Annotated in this window: 15 protein-coding genes and 1 riboswitch; of the genes, 13 read left to right on the top strand and 2 right to left on the bottom strand. The window is 42.3% G+C overall.

Annotation, left to right across the window (positions count from 1 at the left end):
• The first annotated feature begins 29 nt into the window (after positions 1 to 29).
• From HT680_RS06050 to HT680_RS06035, 4 genes are read left to right on the top strand one after another with little or no spacing between them, the layout of a single operon-like run.
• Positions 30 to 1,526 (top strand): ABC transporter permease, encoded by a 1,497-nt coding sequence (locus tag HT680_RS06050; RefSeq protein WP_093585951.1) that lies wholly within the window; start codon positions 30 to 32, stop codon positions 1,524 to 1,526.
• Positions 1,526 to 2,452, top strand: a complete 927-nt coding sequence (oppC, locus tag HT680_RS06045) for an oligopeptide ABC transporter permease OppC (protein WP_138100796.1) — start codon at positions 1,526 to 1,528, stop codon at positions 2,450 to 2,452. The genes HT680_RS06050 and oppC overlap by 1 nt, the downstream gene beginning before the upstream one ends.
• Before the next feature lie 8 nt (positions 2,453 to 2,460).
• On the top strand, positions 2,461 to 3,528 hold the full coding sequence (locus HT680_RS06040; protein WP_173259013.1) for an ABC transporter ATP-binding protein: 1,068 nt from the start codon (positions 2,461 to 2,463) through the stop codon (positions 3,526 to 3,528).
• Positions 3,529 to 3,538: 10 nt separating this feature from the next.
• Complete coding sequence (locus tag HT680_RS06035; protein ID WP_084974381.1) at positions 3,539 to 4,468, top strand: ATP-binding cassette domain-containing protein; 930 nt, start codon at positions 3,539 to 3,541, stop codon at positions 4,466 to 4,468.
• An 87-nt stretch (positions 4,469 to 4,555) separates the two neighbouring features.
• On the opposite strand, the gene HT680_RS06030 is transcribed toward HT680_RS06035, so the two are convergent.
• Positions 4,556 to 5,995, bottom strand: a complete 1,440-nt coding sequence (locus tag HT680_RS06030; protein WP_173259011.1) for a TrkH family potassium uptake protein — start codon at positions 5,993 to 5,995, stop codon at positions 4,556 to 4,558.
• 3 nt (positions 5,996 to 5,998) lie between these two features.
• Positions 5,999 to 7,348 (bottom strand): Trk system potassium transporter TrkA, encoded by a 1,350-nt coding sequence (gene trkA, locus HT680_RS06025; RefSeq protein WP_173259009.1) that lies wholly within the window; start codon positions 7,346 to 7,348, stop codon positions 5,999 to 6,001.
• Positions 7,349 to 7,748: 400 nt separating this feature from the next.
• Here trkA and HT680_RS06020 point away from each other — a divergent pair, with 400 nt between their 5' ends.
• The 9 genes from HT680_RS06020 to rplM all read left to right on the top strand — a co-directional run bounded on the left by HT680_RS06020 (position 7,749) and on the right by rplM (position 17,199).
• Entirely contained in the window at positions 7,749 to 8,252 is a 504-nt protein-coding gene (locus HT680_RS06020) for a tRNA (cytidine(34)-2'-O)-methyltransferase (RefSeq protein ID WP_173259007.1), read from the top strand.
• Positions 8,253 to 8,292: 40 nt separating this feature from the next.
• A riboswitch (FMN riboswitch) is annotated at positions 8,293 to 8,526 on the top strand.
• Positions 8,527 to 8,679: 153 nt separating this feature from the next.
• On the top strand, positions 8,680 to 9,243 hold the full coding sequence (locus HT680_RS06015) for an ECF transporter S component (protein ID WP_173259005.1): 564 nt from the start codon (positions 8,680 to 8,682) through the stop codon (positions 9,241 to 9,243).
• On the top strand, positions 9,233 to 9,883 hold the full coding sequence (locus HT680_RS06010; RefSeq protein WP_173259003.1) for a phosphatase PAP2 family protein: 651 nt from the start codon (positions 9,233 to 9,235) through the stop codon (positions 9,881 to 9,883). Before HT680_RS06015 ends, HT680_RS06010 begins: the two co-directional genes overlap by 11 nt.
• A gap of 279 nt (positions 9,884 to 10,162) precedes the next feature.
• A complete protein-coding gene (pheS, locus tag HT680_RS06005; protein WP_173259001.1) occupies positions 10,163 to 11,209 on the top strand; it encodes a phenylalanine--tRNA ligase subunit alpha in 1,047 nt (348 codons plus the stop codon).
• Positions 11,209 to 11,718: a GNAT family N-acetyltransferase gene (locus HT680_RS06000; protein WP_173258999.1), complete on the top strand. Its 510-nt coding sequence runs from the start codon at positions 11,209 to 11,211 to the stop codon at positions 11,716 to 11,718. The genes pheS and HT680_RS06000 overlap by 1 nt, the downstream gene beginning before the upstream one ends.
• A gap of 76 nt (positions 11,719 to 11,794) precedes the next feature.
• The gene (pheT, locus tag HT680_RS05995; RefSeq protein ID WP_173258997.1) at positions 11,795 to 14,200 is read left to right on the top strand and encodes a phenylalanine--tRNA ligase subunit beta; all 2,406 of its coding nucleotides are present in this window, start codon (positions 11,795 to 11,797) and stop codon (positions 14,198 to 14,200) included.
• A 252-nt stretch (positions 14,201 to 14,452) separates the two neighbouring features.
• Entirely contained in the window at positions 14,453 to 15,346 is an 894-nt protein-coding gene (locus HT680_RS05990; RefSeq protein WP_173258995.1) for an ABC transporter ATP-binding protein, read from the top strand.
• On the top strand, positions 15,343 to 16,542 hold the full coding sequence (locus tag HT680_RS05985; protein WP_173258993.1) for an ABC transporter permease: 1,200 nt from the start codon (positions 15,343 to 15,345) through the stop codon (positions 16,540 to 16,542). Before HT680_RS05990 ends, HT680_RS05985 begins: the two co-directional genes overlap by 4 nt.
• A gap of 210 nt (positions 16,543 to 16,752) precedes the next feature.
• Positions 16,753 to 17,199: a 50S ribosomal protein L13 gene (rplM, locus tag HT680_RS05980; protein WP_088783520.1), complete on the top strand. Its 447-nt coding sequence runs from the start codon at positions 16,753 to 16,755 to the stop codon at positions 17,197 to 17,199.
• Positions 17,200 to 17,215: the final 16 nt, after the last annotated feature.

Genomic DNA, 17,215 nt, shown 5'->3' with positions numbered 1-17,215 from the left:
GTTCTTTTGGGATTTTAAAAGGAAACGATATGAAGAAATATATTTTTATGCGTGTATTGCGTTCATTGGTGTCTATCTTCTTGGTGACAACCTTGACCTACACGATTATCTATACGATGGTTCCTCGAAAACTGATTTTCAAGCAGGATACCAACTATAACAAAATTGCAACGACGCCAGATAAGCGGGATAATTATGAAAATACCGTTTATGAACGGATGGGCTATATCGAGTACTACGATACCAAAGAGTTGCAAGAAAAAGCGAGCACAATGGACTCATCTGTAACAGTGGATGCCAATGATACAAATAAGGCAATCTACGAAAAATACATCAACCAACTCGGTAATGGTTGGACACTCGGTGTATTCTCAGAAAGTGGTCAATTCTACGCTACGCGTGAAATTCCAATTTTTGAACGTGTTTTCAAATTTTACTCGAACTTGCTCGACATTGATCATACAAACAAGATTCAAGATCCTGAAAATCCAAACTTGGAACGTTATCTTCGTTTTGAAAATGACCCTGCTATCGGTTGGTCATTAGTTGGTTCAGGTACAAAACATAAATATCTTTTGTATTTCAATAATCAATTTCCATTTGTACACCAAAACTTTGTGAACATTAACTTGGGAGACTCTTACCCAACTTATGCAAACACACCAGTGCTTCAAGTTATCACACAGGGTCAGGGACAAACCAAGACATCAGAAGTTCAATTCCCTACGGGTAAAAAGACTTCCTCTGTAGATATTTACTCTCGTACCTACAAGTCACCAAGTCAAGCAGATGCGCGTGAGGTAGCTAACTATGGTAAAGACGATCCATATACAGCTACAGAAAGCAATTATCAATATCCATCAATGATTGCAAGCTCGGCTGTTGCTGGTTTGATCGGTTTGATTATTTCTTATGCTATCGCAATTCCTCTTGGATCTGCTATGGCTCGCCACAAGAATACTTGGATTGATAGCTTCTCGACAGGTGCCCTTACCTTCTTGCTTGCCCTTCCAACGATCGCTTTGGTTTACATCGTGCGCTTGATTGGATCATCTATTGGTCTGCCAGACTCATTCCCTATCTTGGGGGCTGGGGATTGGCGTTCTTATGTCTTGCCAGCAGTTATTCTAGGTTTGTTGGGTGCGCCAAGTACAGCTATCTGGATCCGTCGTTACATGATCGACTTGCAATCTCAGGACTTTGTACGTTTTGCTCGTGCAAAAGGACTGTCTGAAAAAGAAATTTCAAATAAACACATCTTTAAAAATGCCATGGTTCCTTTGGTTTCAGGTATTCCTGGTGCCGTAATCGGGGTTATTGGTGGTGCAACATTGACAGAAACAGTCTTCGCCTTCCCAGGTATGGGTAAAATGTTGATTGACTCTGTAAAAGCATCAAATAACTCAATGGTTGTTGGTCTTGTCTTCATCTTCACATGTATTTCTATCTTCTCACTCTTTGTAGGAGATATCTGGATGACCATGCTTGACCCACGTATTAAATTGACAGAGAAAGGAGGCAAATAATGTCAACAATCGGTAAAGAAAAATTTCAGTTCGTAAAACGTGACGATTTTGCCTCTGAAACAATTGATGCTCCTGCCTATTCATACTGGGGTTCTGTATTTAGACAGTTTCTAAAGAAAAAATCAACAGTCGTTATGTTGGGGATTTTGGTTGCCATTATCTTGATGAGCTTTATTTACCCAATGTTCTCAAACTTTGACTTCAACGATGTAAGTAAGGTCAATGACTTCTCTGCTCGTTTTATCAAGCCCAATGCTGAACATTGGTTTGGTACAGATAGCAATGGTAAATCCTTGTTTGACGGGGTTTGGTTTGGGGCGCGTAACTCTATCCTCATTTCTGTCATTGCCACTTTTATCAACCTTGTGATTGGGGTTATTGTTGGTGGAATTTGGGGAATTTCAAAATCCGTTGACCGCGTCATGATGGAAGTTTATAACATTATTTCAAACATTCCATCTCTCTTGATTGTCATTGTCTTGACTTACTCGATTGGTGCTGGTTTCTGGAATTTGATTTTTGCCATGAGTGTCACAACTTGGATTGGGATTGCTTATATGATTCGTATCCAAATCATGCGTTACCGTGACTTGGAATACAACCTTGCTTCTCAAACACTTGGAACGCCAACCTTTAAAATCATCGTTAAAAACATCATGCCACAATTGGTATCCGTTATTGTTTCTACGATGACCTTGATGTTGCCAAGCTTCATCTCTTATGAAGCCTTCCTTTCCTTCTTTGGATTGGGATTGCCTGTAACAGTGCCAAGTTTGGGACGTTTGATCTCAGATTACTCACAAAACGTTACGACCAACGCTTACTTATTCTGGATTCCCTTGACAACCTTAATCTTGGTATCCCTATCTCTTTTCGTTGTTGGTCAAAACCTAGCGGACGCTAGTGATCCACGTACACATAGATAGGAGTAGACATGACAAAAGAAAGTAATGTAATTTTGACTGCTCGTGATATTGTCGTGGAATTTGACGTTCGTGACAAAGTTCTGACGGCTATCCGAGGAGTGTCTCTAGACCTGATTGAAGGGGAAGTTCTTGCCTTGGTAGGTGAGTCAGGTTCTGGTAAATCTGTTTTAACAAAAACCTTTACAGGGATGTTAGAAGACAATGGACGTATTGCCCAAGGAAGCATCGACTATCGTGGACAAGACTTGACTGCTCTTACTTCTAACAAGGAATGGGAGAAGATTCGTGGTGCTAAAATTGCGACCATCTTCCAGGACCCAATGACAAGTTTGGACCCAATCAATACAATCGGTAGCCAAATCACAGAAGTTATCGTTAAACACCAAGGGAAAACAGCTAAGGAAGCCAAAGAGATGGCAATCGACTATATGAACAAGGTCGGAATTCCAGACGCTGAAAAACGTTTTGACGAGTATCCTTTCCAATATTCTGGAGGAATGCGCCAACGTATCGTTATTGCGATTGCCCTTGCGTGTCGTCCAGATATCTTGATCTGTGACGAGCCAACAACGGCCCTTGACGTAACCATTCAAGCGCAAATCATTGATTTGCTTAAAACCTTGCAAAATGAGTACCACTTTACTATTATCTTTATCACCCATGACCTTGGTGTGGTAGCAAGTATTGCCGATAAGGTAGCGGTTATGTATGCTGGGGAAATTGTAGAGTACGGTACTGTTGAGGAAGTCTTCTACGATCCACGTCATCCATATACTTGGAGTCTCTTGTCTAGCTTGCCTCAGCTCGCTGATGACAAAGGGGAATTGTACTCTATCCCAGGAACACCACCGTCTCTTTATACTGAGTTGAAAGGTGATGCTTTTGCCCTTCGTTCAGATTATGCGATGCAAATTGATTTTGAAGAGAAGGCACCTAAGTTTTCAGTCACTGATACCCACTGGGCTAAGACTTGGTTGCTTCATGAGAATGCTCCTAAAGTTGAAAAACCTGGAGTCATTGCAGATTTGCATGACAAGATTCGTGATAAAATGGGCTTTGCTCATCTAGAAGACTAGGAGGAAGGAAATGTCTGAAAAATTAGTAGAAATTAAAGATTTAGAAATTTCCTTCGGTGAAGGAAGTAAGAAGTTTGTTGCGGTTAAAAACGCTAACTTCTTTATCAACAAGGGAGAAACTTTCTCTCTTGTAGGTGAGTCTGGTAGTGGGAAAACAACCATTGGTCGTGCCATTATTGGTTTGAATAATACCAGTAAAGGGGAGATTATCTTTGATGGCCAGAAAATTAATGGGAAAAAATCTCACAAGGAATCCTCAGACTTGATTCGTCGTATCCAGATGATTTTCCAGGACCCTGCAGCCAGCTTGAATGAGCGTGCGACAGTTGACTATATCATCTCTGAAGGTCTTTACAACTACCACTTGTTCAAAGACGAAGAAGATCGAAAAGAAAAAGTTCAAAAGATGATTCATGAAGTTGGACTTTTGAAAGAACACTTGACCCGTTATCCACACGAGTTTTCTGGTGGTCAACGTCAGCGTATCGGGATTGCCCGTGCCCTTGTGATGGAACCTGATTTTGTTATTGCAGATGAGCCAATTTCAGCCTTGGACGTATCAGTGCGTGCGCAAGTCTTGAACTTGCTCAAGAAGTTCCAAAAAGAGTTGGGCTTGACCTATCTCTTTATCGCGCATGACTTGTCAGTTGTTCGCTTTATCTCAGACCGTATCGCGGTTATCTATAAGGGAGTTATCGTCGAAGTGGCGGAGACAGAGGAGTTGTTTAACAATCCTGTCCACCCATACACTCAGGCGCTTCTATCTGCTGTACCGATTCCAGATCCAATCTTGGAACGCAAGAAGGTCTTGAAAGTTTACGATCCTGAGCAACATGACTATGAGACAGACAAGCCATCTATGGTAGAAATTCGTCCAGGTCACTATGTTTGGGCTAACCAAGCGGAAGTTGCTCGATACAAAGAAGCTCTTAAAAAATAAACCGATTAGGAGAGGACCAAATGGTCTTCTCATTTTTAATAGAAAAATCCCCTTTTACGAGCTTGTAAAAGGGGAATTGTATTGTAATTAACGTTTAGACCAAGTGCGTTTCATAAAGAGTAGTAAAATTGGGTAAATCTCTAAGCGGCCTGCAATCATTGCAAAGGAGAGCAGGATTTTAGAGATGGGACTAAAGATGGCAAAACTAGAGGTTGTACCTAGAATAGGTCCGATATTGTTAAAACAGCTGAAGACAGCACTGATCACGACTAGAAAATCATTGCTATCAAGACTGACGATAAAGATGAGAGAGAGTATAATCATCACGTAGATGGCAAAATATTTAAGAATCTTGTGCTGGGTATCCTTGTCAATCACAGTTTTGTTGACATGTAGAGTCAAGACACGGTGAGGGGATAAGATGGACAAAATCTGATTTTTAGCAATTTTTGAGAGGATGAGTCCTCTGATCACTTTGAGACCACCTGCAGTTGAGCCAGCCGATCCACCGATTCCCATGAGGAAGAGGAGGATAAACTGGGAGAAGAGAGGCCAGTTGGTAATATCTCCGTAACCAAAACCTGTTGTCGTGATGATATTGGAAACCTGGAAGAAGGCCATTTCAACACTCTTAGAGACACCTTGGTAGAGGTGGAGGGTGTTGAGGGTAATCAAGCCTGTAGACACTAGGACAATAATCACATAAGCCCGCAGTTCTTCATCTCCAAAGAAAGCCTTAACTCGGCGGAGCATGAGGTAGTAGTAGAGATTGAAGTTAACCCCAAAAACCAGAACACCGATACTAACTAGATAGGTGATGAGTGAGCTACCGTAGTGGGCAATTCCGTCGTTATAGACGGTAAAGCCCCCAGTTCCTGCTGTTCCCATAGCGATGACAAAACTATCATAGAGAGGCATGCCTGCTAGATAGTAGATGACCACAAAAAGGGAGAAGAGAGCTAGATAAAGCAGATAGAGGATCTGGGCAGTGTTTTTTAGCTTGGATACGACCTTGCCAAAGACAGGTCCAGGAACCTCAGCCTTCATCACCTCTAAGTGACTATTTTTGGCATTATCCATAATGGCAAGTGCAAAGACGAGCACCCCCATCCCTCCAATCAAGTGGGTAAAACTTCGCCAGAAGAGGAGGGAGCGACTGAGAACGGAAACATCGTTCAGAATAGTTGCTCCTGTAGTTGTAAAACCAGAACTGATTTCAAAGAAGGCATCGATGATACTTGGGATTTGTCCTGAAAAGACAAAGGGTAAGCCACCAAAGAAAGACCAGAGAATCCAACAGAGGGCAACAATTAAGACCCCTTCCTTGGCATAAATCCGTTGATTTTTCGGTTTCCGTAAAACTCCTAGACCACCGAGAAGGACTAAAATTCCAATCGTAGAAAAGAGAGCGATAAATACTTGGCTGGATTCTTGGTAATAGGTTGCTACACCAACAGGTACTAGAAGGAGAACAGCCTCAATCAAGAGAAGTTTTGAGAGGAGGTAACGAATCATACTTTTATTCATTTTTTACCTCTCAATCAAATCATAAATCTTGGTGATGTTTGGCAATAAGGTCGTCACGAGTAACTTGTCTCCCACCTCAAGCATATCCTCTCCAGTAGGGAAGATTGTTTTTCCTTTTCGGATAATGGCTGCGATGAGAACCCCTTTTTTCAATTTCAACTGTGATAGAGGCTTGGCAGTCATTTTATTGGCTTCTTTGATATGGAATTGCAGGGTTTCAATTTGGCCATTTGCAAGATGGTGCATGGCTTGAAGGTCTGAGTATTGGGCGTTTACCCGACCACGGATAAAGTGCATAATGGTATCCACTGCGATGATTTTGGGTGTGATGATACTTGAAAAATCAGGTGCATGGATAATTTCTAGGAGGCTAGTCCGGTTGACCTTGGTGATATTTTTCTGGACGCCAACACGGTCAAGGAACATGGAGGTGATGATGTTTTCCTCATCAACCCCAGTTAAGGTTGCGACTGCATCATAGCTAGGGGCACTTTCTTCTAGTAAGATATCTTTTGCAGTTCCATCTCCCTGAACAATATAGAGATTAGGGAATTTTTCACTAAAGAAACGAGCTCTTTCAGGATTGATCTCGATAACCTTGGTATCGATGCGACTGTCTTTCAAAATGCCAAGTAGATAATAAGCGATTTTTCCAGCTCCAACGATAAGCAAGCTTTTCACTGCACGTGATTTGAAATAGTTGTGGAAAAGCATCATATCTACACGATTTCCTGTAACAAAAATCCGATCCTTGTCCTGGATAGTAACATCACCACTTGGAATCATGAGTTGATGGTCTCTTTCCATAGCACAGACAATGATGTTGCCAAATTTTTTACGGAAGTCTGAGATTGGCATTTGACAAAGACCACTAGAATCTTTGATAACAAACTCCATCAGGCTGACCCGACCTCCAGCAAATCGTTCGACAGAGAGGGCGTTAGGGAAATCGATGATATTTGAGATGGCACGGGCTGCTAGGAGTTCTGGATTAACGATAAGTGAAAATCCAAGAATATTTTTCTCTTTAAAATAGGCATTGGAGTACTCAGGATTTCGCACTCGAACGATGGTTTCTTTAGCGCCCATTTTTTTAGCAAGTACCGCTGAAATCATATTCACTTCATCATATTCAGTTAGAGCGATAAAGATATCACACTCTTGGACGCCGGCTTGCTCCAAGATGGCAAAGTCAGCACCATTTCCAAGGAGGCCCATGATATCAAAGCGACTGACAATATGATTGAGGACGGCCTCATCTTGTTCGATGAGGACAACGTCATGGTTTTCTGCAACCAGTGAACGACAGAGGGCAGAACCGACTTTCCCTCCACCAACAAGGACAATTTTCATATAAAAAACCTACTTTTTCATGATGTAACTATCATACCCTTTTTTAGCAAAAAATGCACTTGCCAAGCCGATTTTTGAAGGAAGAAAGAGCCTTTTCAAGTTTTTGAAGATAAATATGCTTATCCTCTATAAAATATCTCTGATTTGAAGTGATTTTACTCTTTTACTATCCCTTTTCAGAAATAGAATGACCAAGCATGAAATTCTCATCAAAAAAAGTAAAAAAATCAAGTCGTTTCTATTGACATTGATTCTGAAAGTGTTATACTAAGAAAGTAGTTTCGCTGATTTACTTCAAACCTGTTGTGAGGTAAGTTAACGATGCCTTAACCACGCTGTTTGCTGAGCTTGACTCCGGGCAGTGTGGCTATTTTTTTGCAATGATAAAAGGAAGCCAATTATGACAAATCACATTGTTTTATTTGAACCTCAGATTCCACAAAATACTGGCAACATCGCGCGTACTTGCGCTGCCACCAATTCTCCCCTCCACATCATCAAACCGATGGGCTTTCCTATTGATGACCGCAAAATGAAGCGAGCTGGTTTGGATTACTGGGATAAGTTAGAGATTCATTTTTATGATAATTTGGCAGACTTTATGTCTCAGATGAAAGGGCAAGTCTACCTGATTTCGAAATTTGCAGAAAAAGTCTATTCTGAAGCAGATTTGGCAAGTAGTGGGGATCGGTATTTTCTCTTTGGGCGTGAAGATAAGGGCTTACCAGAGGATTTTATGCGCGAACATCCCGAAAAGGCTCTCCGTATTCCTATGAATGATGATCATGTTCGTAGTCTCAATGTTTCAAATACGGTCTGCATGATTGTCTATGAGGCTCTTCGTCAGCAGAACTTTGCAGGTCTTGAGCTTGTTCACACCTATGAAGCAGATAAACTGAAATAAACAAAATGCTTGCACTTGCAAGCGTTTTTTGTTATGATTAGAGGGTCTTCAGGGCTGGGTGAAATTCCCGACCGGCGGTGACTTTAACTAGGAAATGATCTTTTCCTTTTATACTTTGTTGACAAGCTTTGCCTAACCAAAAGTTATGCCTACAGCTTGTCGCCTAGTCTAAAAGAAAAATCTCTATTTCCTTCCCTTAAAGAAGTCCGCGAGCGCAAGCTGATGTGGTGCGATTCCACAACCGACAGTATAGTCTGGATGGGAGAAGACGAAAGAATAGCCTTGTCTGTTCTGATGGGTTTATAGATAAATTGCAACCGCTTGCTCAAAAGAGCGAGAGGGAACTTTTGGGATATAAAAAGTGAGAATAGATAGAGGGATCCTTTCCAACTTCTTCTGATTTTATAGAAAATTGGAGGAACCTGTTATGACAAACACACGTCGAATTTCGACCATTGCGATTTTATCAGCCATTTCATTTGTGCTGATGTACTTTGACTTTCCGCTCTTGCCAGCGGCAACCTTCCTCAAGATCGAGTTTAGTATCTTGCCAGTCCTTGTGGGCTTGGTGGTGATGGATTTGCCAGCTGCTCTAGGCATTCTCTTGATGCGCTCACTCTTGAAATTGCTTCTGAATAGCCAAGGAGTGAACACCTACATTGGTTTGCCAATGAATATCATAGCTTTGGGAGTTTTTGTTATCGCCTTTGGTTGGATTTGGAAAAAGGAACGCAGCACCCTTCGTTTCCTACTAGCATCTCTAGCGGGAACCATCGGATTGACTACGGCTATGTTGGTTCTCAACTATGTCTATGCGGTTCCTTTGTACGCGCAGTTTGCCAACTTTGATATTGGAAAAATTTTGGGACTTTCTAACTACTTGATAACCATGGTTTTACCTTTTAACCTGATTGAAGGTTTAATCTTTGCCGTTTCATTCTGGTTGTTATACGTCCTCTTGAAACCAACCTTAAAACATTATGAGAGATAAACAAACATTTTTAATGAAGGGCAGTTTTGCCCTTTTACTTTTCGTCCTTCTTGGCTATATGGTTAAATTTTACCCTCAAACGCTGGTCGGTTTTGATCAACCGATTCAGACAGCTCTTCGTGGGGACTTGCCAAATTATTTGACAGTTCTATTCCGTGCGCTTACGCATTTGATTGATATCCCAGTAATCATTACCTGGGTTGCCATCGCAGCCTTTATCTTTTATCGTAAGCAGTGGAAGATAGAAAGCTACTTCATGGCGGGTAATCTAGCCTTAGCCGGTCTCTTAATTGTGACCTTTAAAAATATCTACCAGCGCCCACGGCCAGCTATTTTACACTTGGTAGAGGAGAAGGGATTTTCTTTTCCAAGTGGGCATTCTCTGGCAGTGACGCTGATGGTAGGTACTCTGATTGTCATTCTCAGTCAGCGGATTAAAGATCCGGTTTGGAGAAAAATCGTACAAATCGTCCTTGGGATCTACCTAGTCAGTGTGCTGGTATCAAGAGTCTATCTGGGGGTTCACTATCCATCTGATGTTCTTGCTAGTTTCTGTGTGGGTTTGGGAGTCCTGTTTATCGAGTTTCCCTTCTATGACAAGCTTCGCTTCCAATGGCGATTTAAAGGCAAGCAGAAGTGAGATAGGTCTTGCAAGAATGGTAAAAATCTGATAAACTAAGTAGTAATTGAATAGAAATCTGCAAGACTAGTAACTCAAGGGAAGTATATCAGGGAGGAGAGCCATGACTGTAAGCTCTCTATATGAAAGCTGAGTGAATTCACTTGCGCATGGATTTAGAAATGAAGGTCTGACTTGTCAGATGAAACGGATGGTACCGCGTGTCAACGCTCCGAGTGGAGTTTTTGGCATGTGGTTTTCTTTTTATCTACGAGCGACTGAGCGACTGATGGAGGAATTATGTCAACTATTGAAGAACAATTAAAAGCGCTTCGTGAAGAAACGCTGGCTAGCTTGAAGCAGATTACTGCTGAAAATGAAAAAGAGATGCAAGACTTGCGTGTCTCTGTCCTTGGTAAAAAAGGGTCGCTTACTGAAATCCTTAAAGGGATGAAGGATGTATCGGCTGAAATGCGCCCTGTTATCGGGAAACACGTCAATGAAGCTCGCGATGTCTTGACAGCTGCTTTTGAAGAAACAGCGAAACTCTTGGAAGAAAAGAAAGTTGCAGCTCAACTGGCTAGTGAGAGCATCGATGTGACACTTCCAGGTCGTCCTTTTGCGGTTGGTCACCGTCATGTTCTTACACAAACCAGTGAAGAAATCGAAGATATTTTCATCGGGATGGGGTACCAAGTCGTGGATGGTTTTGAAGTGGAGCAAGACTACTACAACTTCGAACGTATGAACCTTCCGAAAGATCACCCAGCCCGTGATATGCAGGATACTTTCTACATCACAGAAGAGATTTTACTCCGTACCCACACGTCTCCAGTTCAGGCGCGTGCTATGGATGCTCATGATTTTTCAAAAGGTCCTTTGAAAATGATCTCACCGGGGCGCGTGTTCCGTCGTGACACAGACGATGCAACCCACAGTCATCAATTCCACCAAATCGAAGGATTGGTTGTTGGGAAAAACATCTCCATGGCAGATCTTCAGGGAACTCTTCAATTGATTGTGCAAAAAATGTTTGGGGAAGAGCGCCAGATCCGTCTGCGTCCATCTTATTTCCCATTCACAGAGCCATCTGTTGAGGTGGATGTTTCCTGCTTCAAGTGTGGTGGAGAAGGCTGTAACGTATGTAAAAAAACAGGTTGGATCGAGATTATGGGTGCCGGTATGGTTCACCCACGTGTCCTTGAAATGAGTGGAATCGATGCGACTGTCTACTCTGGATTTGCCTTTGGTCTTGGACAAGAGCGTGTAGCCATGCTTCGTTACGGGATCAACGATATCCGTGGATTCTATCAAGGAGATGTCCGCTTCTCAGAACAGTTTAAATAATGATTAGAAAAGTAGAAAAGGCAGATATTGGGGTGTTGTCCAAAATTGCCAAACAAACCTTTCGTGAAACATTTGCTCATGATAATACGGAAGAGCAGTTACAGGAATACTTTGAAGAGACTTATAGTCTGAGAGTTTTGTCAACTGAGTTGGAAAATCCAGATTCCGAAACCTATTTCATTATGCATGAAGAGGAGATAGCTGGTTTTCTCAAAGTCAACTGGGGAAATGCTCAAACTGAGAGAGAATTAGAGAACGCTTTTGAAATTCAACGCCTCTATGTGCTACAAAAATTCCAAGGATTTGGACTAGGTAAGCAACTGTTTGAATTCGCTCTTGAACTTGCTACCAAAAATAGTTTTTCCTGGGCTTGGTTAGGTGTTTGGGAGCATAATACAAAAGCTCAAGCGTTTTATAACCGATATGGTTTTGAAAAATTTAGCCAACATAGTTTTATGGTTGGTCAAAAAGTAGATACAGATTGGTTACTGAAAAAGAAATTAAGGTAAGAAGAGAATTCTTCTATTGAAATGATAGGAAAGGAAAAGAACTAGAGTGGCAACTGTCATTCTGGAGAACTAAATTATGCTTGTATCTTATAAATGGTTAAAAGAATTGGTGGACATTGATGTGCCATCACAAGAGTTGGCTGAAAAAATGTCAACTACAGGGATTGAGGTAGAGGGTGTCGAATCACCAGCTGCCGGTCTCTCAAAAATTGTCGTCGGTGAGGTCTTGTCTTGCGAAGATGTGCCAGAAACGCACCTTCATGTTTGTCAGGTTAATGTGGGCGAAGAAGAGGCTCGTCAAATCGTCTGTGGAGCACCAAATGTGCGTGCAGGCATCAAGGTCATGGTGGCACTTCCAGGAGCTCGTATCGCTGACAACTACAAGATCAAAAAAGGAAAAATCCGTGGCTTGGAGTCACTTGGGATGATCTGTTCACTTGGTGAATTGGGAATTTCTGACTCAGTTGTACCAAAGGAATTCGCAGATGGTATTCAAATCTTGCCTCAAGATGCTGTTCCTGGGGATGAAGTCTTTTCTTACTTAGACTTGGACGATGAAATCATCGAACTTTCTATCACACCAAACCGTGCAGATGCTCTATCTATGCGTGGAGTAGCGCACGAAGTGGCAGCTATCTATGACAAGGCAGTCAACTTTAAAAAATTCAGTTTAACAGAAACAGACCAAGCTGCAGCAGATGCTCTTTCTGTCAGCATTGACACAGACAAGGCACCTTACTATGCTGCCCGTATCTTGGATAATGTGACCATTGCACCAAGTCCACAATGGTTGCAAAACCTCCTTATGAACGAAGGCATCCGTCCAATCAATAACGTAGTTGACGTGACCAACTACATCCTGCTCTACTTTGGTCAACCTATGCATGCCTTTGACTTGGATACCTTTGAAGGAAGCGAGATTCGTGTGCGTGAAGCGCGTGCTGGTGAAAAATTGGTGACCTTGGACGGTGAAGAACGTGACTTGGAAACAAATGACATAGTCATCACTGTCGCAGACAAGCTAGTAGCCCTTGCAGGTGTCATGGGTGGTCAAGCAACAGAAATCTCTGAAAATTCTAGTCGCGTTGTCCTTGAAGCTGCTGTTTTCAATGGCAAATCGATTCGTAAGACTAGTGGTCGTCTGAACCTTCGTTCTGAGTCGTCTTCTCGCTTTGAAAAAGGCATCAATGTGGCAACTGTTAATGAAGCCCTTGATGCGGCAGCTAGCATGATTGCTGATCTTGCAGGTGCGACGGTGCGTAAGGGCATCGTTTCAGCAGGCCAGCTTGATACTTCAGATGTGGAAGTTTCTTCGACTCTTGCTGATGTTAACCGTGTCCTTGGTACGGAGCTTTCATACACTGATGTCGAAGATGTCTTCCGTCGTCTTGGCTTTGGCCTTTCTGGCAATGCAGAATCATTTACAGTCAGCGTACCCCGTCGTCGTTGGGATATCACCATCGAAGCTGACCTCTTTGAAGAAATCGCTCGTATCTATGGTTACGATCGTTTGCCAACTAGTCTTCCAAAAGATGACGGTACAGCTGGTGAATTGACTGCGACACAAAAACTTCGCCGTCAAGTTCGTACCATCGCCGAAGGAGCAGGATTGACAGAAATCATCACCTACGCTCTAACAACGCCTGAAAAAGCGGTTGAGTTCACAGCTCAACCAAGCAAGCTGACAGAACTCATGTGGCCAATGACAGTGGACCGTTCCGTTCTCCGTCAAAATATGGTCTCAGGTATCCTTGATACGGTGGCCTACAACGTGGCTCGTAAGAACAAAAACTTGGCTCTTTATGAGATTGGAAAAGTCTTTGAACAAACAGGTAATCCAAAAGAAGAACTTCCAAATGAAATCAACAGCTTTTCCTTTGCATTGACAGGCTTGGTTGCTGAAAAAGATTTCCAAACGGCAGCAGTCCCAGTTGATTTCTTCTATGCTAAGGGAATCCTTGAAGAGCTCTTTACTCGCTTGGGACTAGAAGTGACCTATACAGCTACAGCTGAGATTGCAAGTCTCCACCCAGGACGTACAGCCGTGATTTCACTCGGTGACCAAGTTCTTGGTTTCCTTGGTCAAGTGCATCCGGTCACTGCCAAGGCTTATGATATTCCAGAAACGTATGTAGCGGAGCTCAATCTTTCAGCCATCGAAGCTGCCCTTCAACCAGCTGCTCCATTTGTGGAAATCACCAAATTCCCAGCAGTCAGTCGTGACGTGGCCCTACTCCTCAAGGCAGAAGTGACTCACCAAGAAGTTGTAGATGCTATCCAAGCTGCAGGCGTGAAACGTTTGACAGATATCAAACTCTTTGACGTCTTCTCAGGTGAAAAACTGGGACTTGGAATGAAGTCAATGGCCTATAGCTTGACCTTCCAAAATCCAGAAGATAGCTTAACGGACGAAGAAGTCGCACGCTACATGGAAAAAATCCAAGCATCACTCGAAGAAAAAGTGAATGCAGAAGTACGTTAACTCATCAATCCATCCTTCGGGGTGGATTTTTTGCTTTTCAAAATGACAATTCAGGATCAAAAATGGACAATTGAGGAGTAAGAGCATCTGTATGCACTTTAATGGGCTATAATTGTTCTATCACTTGGGTACTCAAAATCCTTAGAGAGTTTGGTTTTTAAGGAAGGATGAACAAGATAAAAATGTACATAAATCCTTGTAAAGGCTATCAAAAAGGAGTATAATAAGTGCAACATATTTCGGAGGTGGAAAATGCTAGAAGTAAGAAATCTAGAGAAAAGTTTCGGTTCCAAGCAAGTCTTGTTTGGTGTCGATTTTCAGGCAAGTCCAGGACGAATTTTGGGACTGGTCGGGAAAAATGGTGCTGGGAAAACAACGATTTTCCACAGTATGTTGAAATTTTTGGACTATCAAGGAGAAATCAGTCTGGATGGGCAGGAGATTCGTCAGGAGACCTACGCTCGGATTGGCTATCTGCCTGAGGAACGAAGTCTCATGCCTAAGTTGACAGTCCTTGAGCAAGTTCGCTACTTGGCTACTCTAAAGGGCATGGATGCTAAGGAGGTCAAGGAAAAACTCCCTCAATGGATGGAAAAATTGGAAGTGAAGGGCAAATTGACCGACAAAATCAAGAGCCTCTCCAAAGGGAATCAGCAGAAAATCCAGTTGATTATTACCCTGATCCATGAACCAGACTTGATTATCCTGGATGAGCCTTTTAGTGGTTTGGATCCAGTCAATACCGAGTTGCTCAAACAGGTCATCTTGAAAGAGAAAGAGCGCGGTGCAATCATTATCTTTTCTGACCATGTCATGACCAACGTCGAGGAACTTTGTGATGATATTCTGATGATTCGTGATGGGCGTGTGGTCTTACATGGACCAGTCCAAGAGGTTCGCAATCAATACGGGAAAACACGTCTCTTTGTTTCAAGTGAACGAAGCAAGGAAGAACTGGAAAAACTTCCTCATGTCAAACAGGTGAGCTTGACCAAGCAAGGCAGTTGGAAATTGATCCTCGATGATGAGAGTGCTGGAAGGGAACTCTTCCCAATCCTGACTCAAGGTCAATATATTGCGACCTTTGACCAACAAGCTCCAACAATCGATGAAATCTTTAAACTAGAATCAGGGGTGGAAGTATGAAAAATATGTGGGTTGTAATGAAGGAAACCTATCTTCGGCATGTCAAGTCGTGGAGTTTCTTCTTTATGGTGATTTCGCCGTTCCTATTTTTAGCCTTATCTGTAGGAATTGGCTATCTACAAAATTCTTCGATGGCTAAAAATAGCAAGATAGCAGTAGTAACAACAGTGCCATCTGTAGCTGAAGGACTCAAGGGTACCAATGGGATTAACTTTGACTATACAGATGAGGCCAGTGCTCAGCAGGCTGTCAAGGATGAGAAAATCAAGGGTTACCTAACCGTCGACCAAGAGGACAGCGTCATCAAGGCCGTCTATCATGGTGAAACCTCTCTTGAAAGTGGCATCAAGCTGGCTGTAACCAATAAGCTAAATGAACTGCAATACCAACTCAATCGTTCGGCAGCCAATTTGTCTCAAGAACAGGAAAAACGCCTGAGTCAAACCGTTGACTTTACTGAGAAGATTGATGAATCCAAGGAGAATAAAAAAATTGTTCAAACCATTGCGGCCGCGGGCCTTGGTTTCTTCCTTTATATGATTTTGATTACCTATGCTAGTGTCACTGCTCAGGAAGTGGCTAGCGAGAAAGGAACCAAAATCATGGAAGTGGTCTTTTCTAGTATCCGAGCTAGTCATTATTTCTACGCTCGCATGCTGGCTCTGCTTCTTGTGATTTTGACCCATATTGGGATTTACGTCGTGGGTGGGCTTGCTGCCATTCTGCTCTTTAAAGATATCCCTATCTTGGCACAATCTGGTATTTTAAACCACTTGGGAGAGGCCTTCTCGCTCAATACTTTATTGTTTGTCTTGGTTAGTCTCTTTATGTACGTTGTTTTAGCAGCTTTCCTAGGATCCATGGTTTCTCGCCCTGAGGACTCAGGAAAGGCCTTGTCTCCATTGATGATCTTGATTATAGCAGGATTTGTCGGTGTGACCTCTCTAGGTGCTGCTGGGGATAATTTAGTTCTGAAAATTGGTTCCTACATTCCTTTCATTTCGACTTTCTTTATGCCATTTAGAGCTATAAATGGGTATGCAAGTGGTCTAGAAGCTTGGATTTCACTTGCTATAACGGTTGTTTTTGCAGTCACTGCAACTGCCTTTATCGGACGCATGTATGCTAGTCTAGTCCTTCAAACGGATGATTTGGGAATCTGGAAAACCTTTAAACGTGCCTTAGCTTATAAATAGGAGAGCCTCGCAAAAGCGAGGTTTTTCTAGATGTTAAACACCGAAATCGGTAAAAATATTTTTCATATCTATTGACTTTTAGTAGTAAAATTTGGTATGATAGTAGACGGTATTGTTTACCCCATTTGTAAGGCCCCGGAACCTTTCAAATACCCCGCGGACCGGAACATCCGCCTTGTAAACAAAAACGATATTCATATAGGAGAAATCATGAACAAAACTACATTCATGGCTAAACCAGGCCAAGTAGAACGCAAATGGTACGTTGTTGACGCAACTGATGTACCTCTTGGACGCCTTTCAGCAGTTGTTGCTAGCGTACTTCGCGGAAAAAACAAACCAACATTCACACCACACACTGATACAGGTGACTTCGTAATCGTTATCAATGCTGAAAAAGTTAAATTGACTGGTAAAAAAGCAACTGATAAGATCTACTACACTCACTCAAACCACCCAGGTGGATTGAAACAAATCTCTGCTGGTGAACTTCGTTCTAAAAATGCAGTACGTTTGATCGAAAAATCAGTTAAAGGTATGCTTCCACACAATACTCTTGGTCGCGCTCAAGGTATGAAATTGAAAGTATTCGTTGGATCTGAGCACACTCACGCTGCACAACAACCAGAAGTTCTTGATATTTCAGGACTTATCTAAGGAAAGGAACAATAAA

The sequence above is a fragment of the Streptococcus sp. 5905 genome (genome assembly GCF_013276505.1).
Taxonomy (GTDB): domain Bacteria; phylum Bacillota; class Bacilli; order Lactobacillales; family Streptococcaceae; genus Streptococcus.
This window is presented reverse-complemented; position numbering and strand designations above follow the sequence as displayed.